At 63.9% G+C, this 14,127-nt stretch carries 11 protein-coding genes; 9 read left to right on the top strand and 2 right to left on the bottom strand.

The genetic code is table 11. The features are described 5' to 3' along the window. Positions 1-94: 94 nt before the first annotated feature. A complete protein-coding gene (locus tag LC407_RS07185) occupies positions 95-1,060 on the bottom strand; it encodes an AraC family transcriptional regulator (RefSeq protein WP_223482496.1) in 966 nt (321 codons plus the stop codon). Between the two features lie 190 nt (positions 1,061-1,250). Between LC407_RS07185 and LC407_RS07180 the strand changes: the two genes are divergently transcribed. Beyond that, the gene (locus LC407_RS07180) at positions 1,251-2,408 is read left to right on the top strand and encodes an MFS transporter (protein WP_223482495.1); all 1,158 of its coding nucleotides are present in this window, start codon (positions 1,251-1,253) and stop codon (positions 2,406-2,408) included. Positions 2,409-2,551: 143 nt separating this feature from the next. Here LC407_RS07180 and LC407_RS07175 read toward each other — a convergent pair whose 3' ends face one another. Then, positions 2,552-3,445: a LysR family transcriptional regulator gene (locus tag LC407_RS07175; RefSeq protein ID WP_033831116.1), complete on the bottom strand. Its 894-nt coding sequence runs from the start codon at positions 3,443-3,445 to the stop codon at positions 2,552-2,554. 109 nt (positions 3,446-3,554) lie between these two features. On the opposite strand from LC407_RS07175, the gene LC407_RS07170 reads away from it, so the two are divergent. The 8 genes from LC407_RS07170 (at position 3,555) to LC407_RS07135 (ending at position 14,127) form a co-directional block, all read left to right on the top strand. Further along, complete coding sequence (locus tag LC407_RS07170) at positions 3,555-4,613, top strand: alpha/beta hydrolase (protein ID WP_223482494.1); 1,059 nt, start codon at positions 3,555-3,557, stop codon at positions 4,611-4,613. Next, on the top strand, positions 4,610-5,812 hold the full coding sequence (locus LC407_RS07165) for an MFS transporter (RefSeq protein WP_223482493.1): 1,203 nt from the start codon (positions 4,610-4,612) through the stop codon (positions 5,810-5,812). The genes LC407_RS07170 and LC407_RS07165 overlap by 4 nt, the downstream gene beginning before the upstream one ends. 163 nt (positions 5,813-5,975) lie before the next feature. Continuing rightward, positions 5,976-6,602 carry a TetR/AcrR family transcriptional regulator gene (locus LC407_RS07160; protein ID WP_059064256.1) on the top strand — a complete coding sequence of 209 codons (627 nt, stop codon included), beginning with the start codon at positions 5,976-5,978 and terminating at the stop codon, positions 6,600-6,602. A gap of 65 nt (positions 6,603-6,667) precedes the next feature. Then, the gene (locus tag LC407_RS07155) at positions 6,668-7,780 is read left to right on the top strand and encodes an efflux RND transporter periplasmic adaptor subunit (RefSeq protein ID WP_223482492.1); all 1,113 of its coding nucleotides are present in this window, start codon (positions 6,668-6,670) and stop codon (positions 7,778-7,780) included. Beyond that, positions 7,777-10,842 (top strand): efflux RND transporter permease subunit, encoded by a 3,066-nt coding sequence (locus LC407_RS07150; protein WP_223482491.1) that lies wholly within the window; start codon positions 7,777-7,779, stop codon positions 10,840-10,842. The genes LC407_RS07155 and LC407_RS07150 overlap by 4 nt, the downstream gene beginning before the upstream one ends. Positions 10,843-10,878: 36 nt before the next feature. Continuing rightward, positions 10,879-12,156 carry a beta-ketoacyl-ACP synthase II gene (gene fabF, locus LC407_RS07145; protein WP_223482490.1) on the top strand — a complete coding sequence of 426 codons (1,278 nt, stop codon included), beginning with the start codon at positions 10,879-10,881 and terminating at the stop codon, positions 12,154-12,156. A 2-nt stretch (positions 12,157-12,158) separates the two neighbouring features. Then, positions 12,159-12,770, top strand: coding sequence for a TetR/AcrR family transcriptional regulator (locus LC407_RS07140; protein WP_223482489.1), 612 nt, complete (start codon positions 12,159-12,161; stop codon positions 12,768-12,770). Between the two features lie 169 nt (positions 12,771-12,939). Then, positions 12,940-14,127, top strand: coding sequence for a serine hydrolase domain-containing protein (locus tag LC407_RS07135; RefSeq protein WP_223482488.1), 1,188 nt, complete (start codon positions 12,940-12,942; stop codon positions 14,125-14,127).

The following is a 14,127-nucleotide window of genomic DNA, read 5'->3' as shown; positions in this document are numbered from 1 at the left end:
AGTGCGCATTGATGATGAAGTGCGCTGCAGAGCTGCAGCGGCGATGAACCGCACAGTGCGAGACGATTGTTCGGAAGCAGGGCGGCAGGTCTTTCTATGTCGAGGCCAAGGCGCGCCCGCGCCGGGTCGCCCCAGGCGAGTGCCCGATGACGCGCTTGTAGGCGCGACTGAAAGCCGCCTGCGACGCGTAGCCGAGGCGCTCTGCCACTACCTCGATCGGTAGGCTCTGGTGGGTCAGCCATTGACTTGCCAATTGCATCCGCAGCTCAGTCACGTACCGCAGGGGTGCGGTTCCAATAACGGTCTGGAACCGATCTGCAAAGACAGAGCGTGAGATGTTGGATTCTGCGGCCAGCGCTTCGACGGTCCAGTCACGCCCGGGGTCTCTGTGCAGGGCAAGCAACGACAGCGATAGACGCGGGTCGCGCATGGCCATGACCAGGCCGGATGCGCCGTCGCAACCGCGCTCGACCCAGTCACGAACGATCATGGCGGCCACTGCATCCGCCAGCCGGGAGAGTATTCCTGCATATCCGATACGTCCGGAGCACACCTCGCGCTTCATCGCGTCGACCATGGGCAACAGCCCAGGGAACTGCGTGCCGTTGCCATCGGCCAACATCACCGCCGGCATCACCTTGCTCAACCCTTGCATGCCGCCCAGATCGAACACCATGCAGCCGTGGAAGAGCACTGCGCTCGGCACGGCATGCGTACTCGGGCATGTGTCTATGCCGCTCACCGCGTCACCCAGCGGGGCTGCGTCTATCGTTTCCAGACACTGGACGGGGTGCTCGTCGCCCGACAGCAACGCGTGCCCTTCTCCGCGGGGAAGAAGCACGACATCCCCGGCAGATAGGTGGTGTTGGCTGCCGTCCGCGCCACGAAGAATGGCAGTGCCCACTGCCAGGTAATGGAAGTAGGCATGGCCTGGCTTCGGAGAAAATCCAAGCCCAAAGGTCGGCCCGGTCTGAATGCGTCGGTATTGAACGCCATGCAGCCGCATGCCGGTCAGCAGCTCGCTGATCAGGTCGGTGGGCTGGGATGGAGCGTGGCTCATGAGACGGCCCGGGGTTTCGATCAAAAATACAGGTCAGGTAATCATAGATCATCCGGGTGTAGCTCCCTAGACTCTCGGCTGCACGATTGCACTGGGATCTTTGATGAGTAATGACGTAGCTGATGCCGCAGACGCACCTGATTCTGTGGCCTGGAGTAGCGGGGAACCTTCTTCGTCGGCATGGGTAGCGGTGTTTTCGCTGGCCATGGGTGTCTTCGGGCTGCTCACGGCCGAATATCTGCCTGCCAGCCTGTTGACGCCGATGGCGGCGGACCTGGCGGTGTCGGAGGCGCTGGCTGGTCAAGCAGTGACGGTCACCGCTGTAGTGGCCCTGTTCGCTGGCCTGCTGGTGCCGCGGCTGACCCGTTCGATAGACCGGCGCCTGGTGCTGTTGAGTTTCACGGGTCTGATGATCCTCTCCAACGCCCTGGTGGCATTGTCGTCCAGCATGGGCGTCCTGTTGGTGATGCGCGTCCTTCTGGGCATTGCGCTGGGCGGTTTCTGGAGCATGGCAGCGGCCGTGGCCATGCGGTTGGTGCCGCCGCAGCGCGTGCCTCGCGCGCTTTCCATCATTTTCAGCGGCATTGCGGTCGGCACCGTGGTTTCCGTTCCTTTGGGGAGCTACCTGGGAGGTCTGCTGGGCTGGCGCAGCGCCTTCTGGGCTGCGACGGCGGTAGGTGGACTCACGTTTGCGTTCCAGTGGTTCACGCTGCCCCGAATGGCCCCGCGCAAGGCGGTAGTCCCAGAGTCGGTGGTGGGGCTCCTGCGCCGGCCAGGCGTTGCGGTCGGCATGCTGGGCTGCGTTCTGGCGCACACCGGTCAGTACTCGCTCTTTACGTACATCCGCCCCACGTTGGAGAGCCTGGGGCAGATGAGCGCGGATGGCCTGGCGCTGATTCTGCTCGGATTCGGTGTGGCGAATTTCGTTGGCACCCTGCTGGCCGGCTGGCTCATGGAGCGCAGCTTGAAAGTCACGTTGGTGATCATGCCCGCCTTGGTTGGCGCAGCCGCGCTGGGCATGCTCCTGTTGCCGGTGGGCGTTGGCGGGCTGTCGGCCCTGGTCGCGCTCTGGGGCCTGGCCTTCGGTGGCGTGCCCGTGGCCTGGTCGAGCTGGGTTGCACGTGCGGTGCCCGATCAGGCCGAGAGTGCCGGCGGGATGGTGGTCGCTGCTGTGCAGTCTTCCATCGCCGCGGGTGCCGCTTTGGGCGGCCTGGTGTTCGGGTTCGGGGGCATTGTTGCCGTGCTCACCGTTGCTGCGGCGGTGATGCTCATCGCGAGCCTGCTCATTGCGTTCCGTGTCAGGGTGAGTTCGGCGACGTTGTCGGCGGGTCCGGTGTTTCACATCTAGCCGTCATCTGTCCTGAGCGTCCTACTGGGTATCAAGCCGGTGATCGACCGGGTATTTCCGTGCGCTGAAGTACCTGAGGCGTTCAGCCGGCGCGGGCAATGCTGGCCTCGCTGATCTTGTCGGCCCTGGTGTCGCCCCGGACCTCAGGCATCTCGCCTCAGCCAGGCCACCAGCGCCGAAAATGCCGGCGAGGGCTGCCGACGGTTCGGGTAATACAGGTGATAACCGGGGAAAGGCAAGCACCACTTGTCCAGCACGGCAACCAGCCGCCCCTCGGCAATGTGGTCGGCCACCATCGGCTCGGGCGCATACGCCAGGCCCAGTCCATCCAGTGCGGCATTGATGACGTGGATCATGCTGTTGAACACCAGTGGCCCATCACCGCGCACGGTGAATTCCTTGCCCTTCTCTTCGAACTCCCAGGCATAGATGGCGCCGTTCGGGCGATGCCGGATGTGCACGCAGCGATGTTGCGTGATATCGGCAGGCTTCCTTGGCTTGGCGTGCCTCTCGAAGTAGTCGGGGGATCCAACCACCACCAGGCGCCAATCCGGTCCGACCCTGACCGCGATCATGTCCTTGCTGAGCGCCTCACCCAGCCGGATGCCGGCATCGAAGCGCTGTTCAACCACATTGGTGAAGCCGTAATCGACGTAGAACTCAAGTGTGATGTCGGGATACTCGGCGAGGAACCCGGCAAGGCGAGGGCGGACGATGGTCTCCATGGAATCGTCCGTACAGGAGATACGAAGAGTTCCGGCCGGGCGGTCGCGCAGATCCCCCAGTGCCTCGACGCTGGCGACGATGGCCTCGAAGTGCGGTGCGATGGAGCGCATCAGGCGCTCGCCCGCCTCGGTCAGGGAGACGTTGCGCGTGGTCCGGGCCAGCAGGCGGATGCCCAGGCGCTCTTCCAGCAGCCGCATGGAATGGCTGAGCGCTGAGGGCGTAACACCGAGGCGGACAGCTGCCCTGGTGAAGCTCTGCTCCTGTGCCACCACCAGGAAGGCTTGCAGATCATTGGTCTTCACGCCGTTCATGTGCCAATTGTGAGCGCAACTCAATAATGCATCAACTTTCAGCTGGCTTATCGCGGTAGCGGGCGGCGCCTATCGTGGCGACCTGAGTCCCCACTGAGGCCGTCCGCACATGAAACCCACTACCCTGCTGTTGGCACTGATCGCCAGCCATTTCGTTCCGCAGTCGGCCTTGTCCGCTGAGGCGCCGGCGGCCACACGAACCGCCGGCGCCGACAATTTCTACAGAAGCGCCAGCGTAAAAGGCGAGCGCGTCAGCTTCCGCAACCAGTACCAGATGGAAGTGGTCGGGACGCTGTACCGGCCGCAGGGCCTGACGCATGGCGGCCGCGCACCCGCCGTGGTGGTCGGACACCCGATGGGCGCGGTGAAGGAGCAGAGCTCACAGCTGTATGCGCAGAAGCTGGCTGAGCAGGGTTTCGTTACGTTGGCGATCGATCTTTCCTTCTGGGGAGAGAGCGCGGGTACCCCGCGGCACCTGGTGTCGCCTGAAATCTATTCGGACGACATCAGCGCGGCGGTGGACTTCCTGAGCACGCAGTCGTTCGTGGATCCACAGCGGATTGGTGGCCTGGGCATCTGTGGCAGTGGCAGTTTCGTGATCAGCGCAGCCAAGATCGACCCGCGCATCAAGGCAATCGCTACGGTCAGCATGTATGACATGGGAGCCGCCGCGCGCCAAGGGCTGAACCACGCGCAATCGCTGGAGCAGCGCAGGCAGATGATCAAGGCTGCAACGGACCAGCGTCTGGTCGAGTTCAACGGTGGGCCGGCAGTCCATGTACCTGGCACCGTGAACAAGCTCGAGGCCGATGCGTCCGAAGTGCAGCGCGAGTTCTTTGATTTCTACCGCACGTCGCGTGGCGCTTACACTGCCGAAGGCGAGCGCAGCGACTTGACCACCCAGCCGCTGTTCAGCAGCTTGGTCAAGTTCGTCAATTTCTACCCCTTCAACGATATCGAGACCATCTCGCCCAGGCCGATGCTGTTCATCTCTGGCGACCACGCCCACTCGCGTGAGTTCAGCGAGGACGCGTACCGCAGGGCAGGGCAGCCGAAGGAGCTCTACTGGGTGAAGGATGCCGGTCATGTAGACCTGTATGACCGCACCGACCTGATTCCCTTCGCAAGGTTGGCGACGTTCTTCCAGCAAGGCCTGGCTGGGAAATGAGCAGCAACGACGCGACGGCCGACCGGGCCAACTGGGGCGGGGTGCTGGCAATGACGCTGTGCGTGTTCGCACTGATCGCCTCTGAATTCATGCCGGTGAGCCTGCTTACGCCCTTGGCGGCTGACCTTGGCGTGAGCGAAGGGCTGGCCGGGTATGGGATTGCCATCTCTGGTGCCTTCGCCGTGCTGACCAGCCTGTCGATCTCCCGCTTGGCCGGGAGCATCAACCGGAAGACAGTGCTGCTGACGCTCACCGCATTGATGGCGGTATCCGGCGTGGTGGTGGCATTGGCTCCCAGCTACCCGATCTACATGATGGGCCGGGCATTGATCGGCGTGGTGATCGGTGGCTTCTGGTCCTTGTCTGCGGCCACGGCCATGCGGCTGGTTCCAGCAGCGCAGGTGCCGCGAGCACTGGCGATCTTCAATGGCGGCAACGCGCTGGCAACGGTAGTGGCTGCCCCCTTGGGCAGCTACCTTGGCGGCGTGATCGGATGGCGTGGGGCATTCCTGTGCCTCCTGCCTGTGGCAGCCATCGCGCTGGCATGGCAGTGGCTGTGTCTTCCTTCCATGGCCGCGGAACGACGGCGATCCCGGGGCGGGGTGCTGGCCCTGTTGCGGCGGCGGGTTGTGATGTTGGGAATGGCGGCGTGCGGCATCTTCTTCATGGGGCAGTTTGCCTTGTTCACCTATGTGCGCCCGTTCCTGGAAAAGGTCACGGGTGCAGGGGAATCCGCCGTTCCGCTGGTGCTGCTGGCCATTGGTGCAAGCGGCGTTGTCGGCACGCTCGCGATCGGGGCATTCATCAGGCGTGGTCTCTATCGCACACTGGTGGCCGTCCCGATCCTGATGGCGGTGATTGCCGCGGCGCTCGTGGCGCTGGGGCCTCAACTCTGGCCGACGGCCGCACTGTTTTCGGTATGGGGTCTGCTGGCCACGGCTGCGCCGGTGGGTTGGTGGAGCTGGCTGGCACGCACGTTCACCAACAACGCTGAAGCGGGCGGCGGGCTGATGGTAGCGGTGGTGCAGTGCTCGATCGCGCTGGGTTCCAGCCTTGGCGGCGTGCTGTTGGACAGTGTTGGTTTCGCCTGCACATTCCTGGCCAGTGCGGGCTTGCTGCTGTTTGCGGCATTGCTCGCCTATGTCACGGCCGCCGATGCTGCGTCCACATCCGGCTCGGCGGTTGCCGTAGAGGCATGAGGCTGATGAGGCGCGCGACGAGGATCATTTGGCAGCTGCTTTCGCTTTGCCTTGCCTGCTCTTTTGCCGGAGCTGAAAATCAAACAGCCGCCGGGCGGGTGGTGGACCGATACCCAAACGGTCACCATTTGCCGGCGTGACGGCGCGGCGCTACGCTTCCACGATGTCTACTTCGACCTCCGCAGCACTCGACGGCGGGCGCGGCCCCGCCGAGCACGACGTGCGCACCCAGATCATCGTGGCCGCCACCGCGCATTTCAGCCATTACGGCTACGACAAGACCACGGTGTCCGACCTTGCCAAAGCCATCGGTTTTTCCAAGGCTTACATCTACAAGTTTTTTGCCTCCAAGCAGGCCATTGGTGAGGTGATCTGCGCCAATTGCCTCGGTCAGATCGAAAGCGAGGTTCGTCAGGCCCTGCAGGGGGTGCAAGCGCCTGACGATAGGCTGCGTGTGTTGTTCACCGTCATTGTGGAGGCCGGTCTTCGCCTGTTTCTGCAGGATCGGCGCCTGTATGAAATCGCCGTCGCCGCCGCGACGGATCAATGGCCATCAGCGAAGGCGTATCAAGACCGGATCGGGCAGCTTGTTGAAGACATCATCAAGGAGGGACGTGCCTGCGGAGCGTTCGAGAGCCGGACATCACTTGAAGAGACCGGCCGCGCGGTCTATCAGGTCCTGCTTCCTTATCTGAACCCGGTGACGCTGCCGCACCTGGCGCCCTTGCACGAAGAAGCGCCCAAAGCCTTGCAGGAACTGGTCCTCAGGAGCTTGCAGCCACACCAGTAGTGACTATTGACGAAATGAGTCACTAGGAACAAAATGCGTCCGGACACCCCACTCCGGAAGGCCGCATGCGTCGCCGTTTTGTACTCCCAGCCATTTCCTGTGTTGTTCCGTTGCTCCTTGTGGCCTGCAGCAGGGCGGGTGAAAGCGACCCCCGAACCGCGCCGCCCATCGTCCGGGTCGCCCAGGTGCAGCCGGACACGGGAAATGCGCGGACCTTCACTGGCATCGTCGCCGCACGGGTGCAGAGCGATCTGGCCTTCCGGGTGGGGGGCAAGATCACCGAGCGCCTGGTCGAGACGGGGCAGACGGTCAAGCGCGGCGACTTGCTGTATCGAATTGATCCCATCGATCTGAACCTGGCCGCAGCGTCCCAGCAGCAGGCCGTCATCGCAGCCCGTGCGCAGAATGTGCAAGCCACCGCGGACGAGGCGCGCTATCGCGACCTGGCGGCCAAGGGCGTTGTATCCCGGTCGGCCTACGATCAGATCAAGGCTGCCGCAGACGCGGCGTCCGCGCAGTTCAAGGCAGCCGAAGCCCAAGCCCGTGTCGCGCGCAATGCCAGTCAGTACACGGCACTTGTTGCCGATGCCGATGGAGTGGTCATGAACATTCTGGCCGAGCCCGGCCAGGTCGTTGCAGCGGGGCAGATCGTCGCCCGGCTTGCTCGTGCAGGCAGCCGCGAGGCCGTCGTCCAGCTGCCCGAGACACTTCGGCCGCAGATCGGCTCGGCGGCGTCCGCTTCCCTGTTCGGGGCAAGTGGCAGGATTCCGGCACGGTTGCGTGTGCTCTCTGAATCGGCAGACCCCGCAACCCGCACCTTTGAAGCCCGCTACACCCTGGAGGACGGCAGCACGGCATTGCCGTTGGGGTCCACCGTGGCGGTAGCGGTTGAAGGCACCGCAGCTGCAGGCAGGGCGGGGGGCGTTGAGGTCCCATTGGGCGCGGTGTTCGATCCCGGCAACGGGGCCGGTGTCTGGGTCATCGGCGGCGAGCCACTCAAAGCCCGTTGGACGCCGGTAGTGGTCAAGCGATTGGGTGACGACCAGGCCCTGGTTGAGGGCGCGTTGAGTGCATCCGACCGCGTGGCCGCGCTGGGCGCGCACCTGCTCCGCGAAGGGCAGGTCGTTCGTCTGGCCGATACCGCCACGACCACCGCTGGCAAGGGAGCCCACCCGTGAGTGGGTTCAACCTGTCGGCGCTTGCGGTGCGCGAGCGCGCGATTACCGTCTTTCTGATCTTCCTGGTCTCGGTTGCCGGCATCGTGTCGTTCTTCCAGCTGGGCCGCGCAGAGGACCCGGCGTTCACTGTCAAGGTGATGACAGTGATCACGGCGTGGCCGGGTGCCACGCCCACGGAGATGCAGGACCAGGTGGCCGAGAAGCTGGAAAAACGCCTGCAGGAGCTGCGCTGGTATGACCGCAGCGAAACATATACGCGTCCCGGCCTGTCTTTCACCACGCTGACCCTGCAGGACGGTACGCCTCCTTCGGAGGTGCAGGAAGAGTTCTACCAGGCGCGCAAGAAGATGGCCGACGAAGCCGCAAACCTGCCCGCAGGTGTCATCGGCCCAATGGTCAATGACGAATACGCCGATGTCACCTTCGCGCTGTTCGCGTTAAAAGCCAAGGGCGAGCCGTTCCGCGCGCTTGCACGTGACGCCGAAACCCTTCGCCAGCGCCTGCTGCATGTCCCGGGGGTAAAGAAGGTCAATATCATCGGCGAGCAGTCCGAGCGGATCTATGTGGAGCTTTCCCACCAACGTCTGGCCAACCTGGGCATCACGCCGCAGGCAGTGTTCGCCGCGCTGAACGGGCAGAACGCGTTGACGCCCGCCGGCTCCGTGGAGGCCAAGGGCCCGCAGATTTTCATCCGCCTCGACGGCGCGCTGGATCAGCTGCAGAAGATCCGGGATACCCCCATCGTTGCGCAGGGCAGGACGCTGAAGCTGCAGGACATCGCCACCGTCAAGCGCGGCTATGAAGATCCGTCGACCTTCATGCTCCGCAACGGGGGCGAGCCCGCCATGCTGCTCGGGATCGTCATGCGCGACGGCTGGAACGGCCTGGATCTGGGCGCCTCGCTCGACGCTGAGGTCAAGAAGATCAACGACGGCCTGCCGGTGGGGATGGCCTTGGAGAAAGTCACCGATCAGGCGGTGAACATCAGCGCCTCGGTCGACGAGTTCATGATGAAGTTCTTCGTCGCACTGCTGGTGGTGATGGTGGTGTGCTTCGTCAGCATGGGCTGGCGTGTCGGCATCGTGGTGGCAGCTGCCGTACCGTTGACGCTGGCCGCGGTGTTCATGGTGATGGCTGCCACCGGAAAGAACTTTGATCGCATCACGCTCGGTTCGCTGATCCTGGCGCTGGGCTTGCTGGTCGATGACGCGATCATTGCCATCGAAATGATGGTGGTGAAGATGGAAGAGGGCTACAGCCGGATCAAGGCATCGGCCTATGCCTGGAGCCATACGGCGGCGCCGATGCTGGCCGGCACCCTCGTCACGGCCGTGGGCTTCATGCCCAATGGCTTTGCCCGCTCAACTGCCGGCGAATACACCAGCAACATGTTCTGGATCGTCGGCATTGCGCTGATCGTGTCGTGGGTGGTCGCGGTTTTCTTCACGCCCTATCTTGGCGTGAAGCTTCTGCCTGAACTGAAGGCCGTGGAGCGCGGCCACAGCAGTCTCTACGATACGCCGCGCTACAACCGCTTCCGGTCGATCCTGGCGCGCGTGATTGCGCGCAAGTGGCTGGCCGCAGGTTCGGTAATCGGCCTGTTCGTGCTTTCGGTGGCAGGCATGGGGTTGGTGAAGAAGCAGTTCTTCCCCATCTCTGATCGCCCGGAGGTACTGGTCGAGGTACAGATGCCCTACGGCACCGCCATCGAACAGACCAGCCTGGCGGCCAGGAAGGTGGAGAAGTGGCTGTCCGCGCAGGAGGAGTCGAAGATCGTCACGGCCTACATCGGCCAGGGCGCGCCGCGCTTCTACCTCGCCATTTCGCCGGAGCTCCCCGATCCCGCGTTTGCCAAGATCGTCGTCCGCACCGACAGCCAGCAACAGCGCGATGCGCTGAAGGCAAGGCTCCGCCAGGCAGTGGCAGAGGGACTGGCGCCTGAAGCACGCGTGCGCGTCACGCAGCTGGTGTTCGGACCTTACTCGCCTTATCCGGTGGCCTATCGGGTCAGTGGCCCGGATCCGAATGTCATCCGCGGCATTGCGGCCAAGGTCGAGCAGATCATGCACGCCAGCCCGATGATGCGCACCGTGAACACCGACTGGGGCGTTCGCACGCCAACGTTGCACTTCACGTTGGATCAGGACCGCCTGCAGGCGATGGGCATGACCTCTGCGTCTGTCTCGCAGCAGTTGCAGTTCTTCCTCAGCGGGGTGCCGGTCACTGCCGTTCGCGAGGACATCCGCACCGTCGAAGTGGTTGCCCGATCTGGCGGGGATACGCGCCTGGACCCGGCGCGCATTGCCGATTTCACTTTGGTCGGCGCCGGTGGCCAGCGCGTGCCGTTGTCCCAGATCGGCGCTGTCGAAGTGCGCATGGAAGAGCCGGTACTGCGGCGGCGCGATCGCGTGCCGACCATCACCGTGCGCGGTGATATCGACGATGCCCTGCAGCCACCGGACGTATCGGCGGCCATCAGCAGGCAGCTTCAGCCACTCATCGCCTCGCTTCCCGAGGGATATGCCATTGCCCAGGCCGGCGCCATTGAAGAGTCCGGCAAGGCGATGAGCGCCATGCTGCCGCTGTTCCCGATCATGCTGGCGATCACCTTGCTGATCATCATCCTGCAGGTGCGCTCCATCTCCGCAATGATCATGGTCTTCATGACCAGCCCCCTCGGCCTGATCGGCGTGGTCCCGACCCTGCTGTTGTTCCAGCAGCCGTTTGGCATCAACGCCCTGGTTGGACTGATTGCATTGTCGGGCATCCTGATGCGCAACACGCTCATCCTTATCGGTCAGATCCACGAAAACGAGGAAGCCGGGATGGAAACCTTCCACGCGATCATCGAGGCGACGGTTCACCGGGCGCGCCCGGTGATCCTGACCTCCCTGGCAGCGGTGCTGGCCTTCATTCCGCTGACCCATTCGGTGTTCTGGGGAACGCTTGCCTACACGTTGATCGGCGGCACCATCGCCGGCACCGTGATGACGCTGGTCTTCCTCCCGGCGATGTATGCCATCTGGTTCAAGGTCCGAGCGGACAAGACCCGCGTTGCCTGAAAGTGGCCTGGATCTCTTTTACATGGGAAGTGAGTCATGAACATTGCCGACAAAGATCGCATCGTAGTGACCGGAATGGGTGTGGTGAGCCCGCTGGGCTGCGGCGTGGAAACGGTGTGGTCGCGCCTGCTGGCGGGACGTTCCGGAATTGGCCCGCTGGGCGATGCGCTTTCCGCCGGAACGGGCTGCAACGTAGGCGGCCGCGTGCCCGACCGGGTGCAGGATCCTGAGGCGGGCCTCTACTCCAGCGACATCATCGCGCCGAAAGATCTGAAGAAGATGGACCGGTTTGTCGAGTTCGCGCTGGTAGCCGCTCACGAAGCGCTTGCGCAGGCCGGGTGGTGTGAGGCTGATGAGCGTGGCCTGCTGCGAACGGCGACCGTGATTGCGACGGGGATCGGTGGCTTTGGATCCATCGTCAATGCGGTGCACACCACCGAAAGCCGTGGGCCTGGCCGGTTGTCGCCTTTCACTGCGCCTACCTTCCTGGCCAATATGGCGGCAGGGCAGGCGTCGATCCGGTACGGGTTCAAGGGGCCGCAGAGCGCACCCGTCACGGCATGCGCGGCGGGCGTCCAAGCCATTGGTGATGCGGCGCGCCTCATCCGGTCCGGCGAGGCGGACATTGCACTGTGTGGCGGCGCGGAAGCTGCGATGCATCGGGTCAGCCTGGGCGGCTTTGCGGCGGCCAAGGCACTGAGCACGTCGTTCAACGACACGCCACAGGCAGCGTCCCGCCCGTTTGATGAGCAGCGGGACGGCTTCGTCATGTCCGAAGGGGCAGGGCTGCTGGTGATCGAGCGGCTGGATCATGCGCTGGCGCGTGGCGCCACCCCGCTGGCCGAGCTGGTCGGCTACGGCACCACCTCCGATGCGTATCATCTGACTTCGGGCCCCGACGACGGCAGTGGTGCGCGCAGGGCGATGGAGATCGCGCTGGCGCAGGCGGGCATTGCCGCCGGGCAGGTCGACCACATCAACGCGCACGCAACCTCGACCCAGGTGGGGGATCGGGCAGAGCTTGCGGCCATGCGTGCCCTGTTCGGTGCCCGCCCAGATCTTCTGATCTCTGCCACCAAGTCCAGCACCGGGCACCTGCTCGGGGCAGCTGGCGGCATCGAAGCCATCTTTACCGTGCTTGCTTTGCGCGATCAGGTCGCACCAGCGACACTCAACCTCGGCCGCCCCGATCCGTTGGCCGAAGGGCTTTCGATCGTCGCCGGCGTGCCGCGCACGGCTGGCATCGAGTTCGCGTTGACCAATGGATTTGGTTTTGGCGGCGTCAATGCCAGTGCACTGTTCAGGCGCATGTGAGCGTGGCTGCCTCCAGCGGCTTCCCAAGCAAAACCGCCCTGCGCTGGGAAGGTGCACGGGCGTTGAGCCGGCGCTGGATGCTGGATGCCGCCGGCACTGTGTTTGCGGAAGAAGGGTTCGAGAACGCGACGATGAAGCGCATTGCCGAGGTCTGTGGCGTTACCAAGGTCACGATCTATGCGCACTATCGTGACAAGGCGCGGCTCTACAGGGCGGTCATGGACGGCCATCTGGCATTGATACCGGATGCCCGGCTCGACGCGCACGGAGCAATGGATCTTGGTGATGTGCTGATGCGCATCAGTGACGGCATCGAACGGTTGGCAGCGGACCCGGCATGTCAAGCCTTCTGCCGGACGCTGTCGCGTTCTGATCATGCGCGTGATGTCTACATGGAACACTGGAGCACGAAACTGGAACCGTATCTGGACCTTGCGACACGAGCGATGGCGAGCGCCCCGGTCCGCTCGAGCCACCCGGGTGACAGTGAGAAGTTCCTCAGGCTCATCCTCACAGAACATGGCCTGCCTCATGGGGCGATGCCCGTGTCCGGGAGTGAAGCAACCGTGGCGCTCTTCATGCGCGCCTATGGGATGACGCTGCCGGTGGCCTGAAAGACTCCCCGGGAACATTGAGTCGACGTCTCAAGGCCATCCGGCTTTCGCCATGGCCCGACCAGGCATTCAGCGCACGCTCGATTTCAGTCCAGGAAGCATGACTTCATGCACTGCAGATTGACTACAAATGTAGTCATTATCTCTGTGTCCATTGAAGGAGCCCGCCATGAGAGCATGTCTGCTTGCCTGCATAGTCTTCCTGGTATTACACCCGTTTGTGGCCGCAGCCAACACGCCTGATGCCTTGGCAGCGATAGAGCGGAATGCCCGCAACGCGCATTCCGACGCGGTCTACATTGAAAGCGGGCGCGGGGTGCTGCTGCAGATCGCGCCGGCAGCCGGTGAAGACCGCATCCACCTGATGTCGGCGACCAAGTCCGTCGTCGCCCTGGCCATCGGGCTGCTGCTCGATGACGGCAAGCTCGCATCCATCGACGAACCGGTCAGCACGGTGTACCCGGAATGGCGCCAGGGCAGGAAGCGTGACATCACGATCCGGATGTTGATGGACCACACCTCCGGCCTGCAGAACGTGGCCAACGCGGGGGTGGAACTGGAGGGCGCGCCGGATCTGGTGAAGCTGGCGCTGGCGGCCGAGGTGTCCAGCGATCCAGGCACCACCTTCGCCTACAACAACAAGGCGACCAATCTTCTGCCGGACATCGTGCAGCGGCTTGCCGGCAAGCCACTGGATATCTATCTGGACGAACGGTTGTTCAAGCCGCTTGGCATCACCGGCCATGCATGGATGAAGGACCAGGCCGGGACGCCCATGGGCATGGCCGGGCTGTCGCTGTCGGCGGTTGATCTTGCAGCGATCGGACGATTGATGCTGGACGGCGGTGTCACCCCGGGCGGCAAGCGGTTGCTGAGCGAACGCTCGGTGGCGTTGATGACCGCCGAAAGCGTGCGTTCCCCCGACGTCGGCCTGTTGTGGTGGCGCATCCCCGCATGGGAGCACTACCGATTGAAGGCCGGTGCGGCCACGCTTCTGAGCGCTCGCAGCATGGATGCCATGATGCTGGACGCGCTGCTGGCCGCCGACGGCCAGGTATTTGACAGCAAGTCAGCGCTGATCAGCTTCCTGGCCGAACGGCTGGGACCGAGCTGGCCCCAGCGCTACACTGCGGAAATCACCGGGCGTGGACTGAAGCTCGGCGACATCTTCGACATCGACCGAGGGCCGGTAGCGGCCTACGCCGCCAACGGCTATCTCGGCCAGCACCTGGTCATTGTTCCCGACAAGGGCGTGGTGGCGGTAAGGCAGATACAACGGCGGGAGAGCCACAGCGCCCCGCTCGACGATTACGCCGCGTTTCCCATGGATGTACTGCGGCTGGCAGAGACGCTGTGA

This window comes from Stenotrophomonas sp. OVS01A, from assembly GCF_019969775.1.
In the GTDB taxonomy this organism is placed as follows: Bacteria; Pseudomonadota; Gammaproteobacteria; order Xanthomonadales; family Xanthomonadaceae; genus Stenotrophomonas; species Stenotrophomonas indicatrix.
Note: the sequence above shows the minus strand (reverse complement) of the source record. Positions and strands in the feature narration are given on the sequence as shown.

What these genes read in the sequence shown, in the direction of transcription:
- LC407_RS07185 (WP_223482496.1), bottom strand. Translation starts at nt 1,060, where the DNA reads ATGAGCCACGCTCCATCCCAGCCCACCGACCTGATCAGCGAGCTGCTG.
- LC407_RS07175 (WP_033831116.1), bottom strand. Translation starts at nt 3,445, where the DNA reads ATGAACGGCGTGAAGACCAATGATCTGCAAGCCTTCCTGGTGGTGGCA.
- LC407_RS07170 (WP_223482494.1), top strand. Translation starts at nt 3,555, where the DNA reads ATGAAACCCACTACCCTGCTGTTGGCACTGATCGCCAGCCATTTCGTT.
- LC407_RS07165 (WP_223482493.1), top strand. Translation starts at nt 4,610, where the DNA reads ATGAGCAGCAACGACGCGACGGCCGACCGGGCCAACTGGGGCGGGGTG.
- LC407_RS07160 (WP_059064256.1), top strand. Translation starts at nt 5,976, where the DNA reads ATGTCTACTTCGACCTCCGCAGCACTCGACGGCGGGCGCGGCCCCGCC.
- LC407_RS07155 (WP_223482492.1), top strand. Translation starts at nt 6,668, where the DNA reads ATGCGTCGCCGTTTTGTACTCCCAGCCATTTCCTGTGTTGTTCCGTTG.
- fabF (WP_223482490.1), top strand. Translation starts at nt 10,879, where the DNA reads ATGAACATTGCCGACAAAGATCGCATCGTAGTGACCGGAATGGGTGTG.
- LC407_RS07135 (WP_223482488.1), top strand. Translation starts at nt 12,940, where the DNA reads ATGAGAGCATGTCTGCTTGCCTGCATAGTCTTCCTGGTATTACACCCG.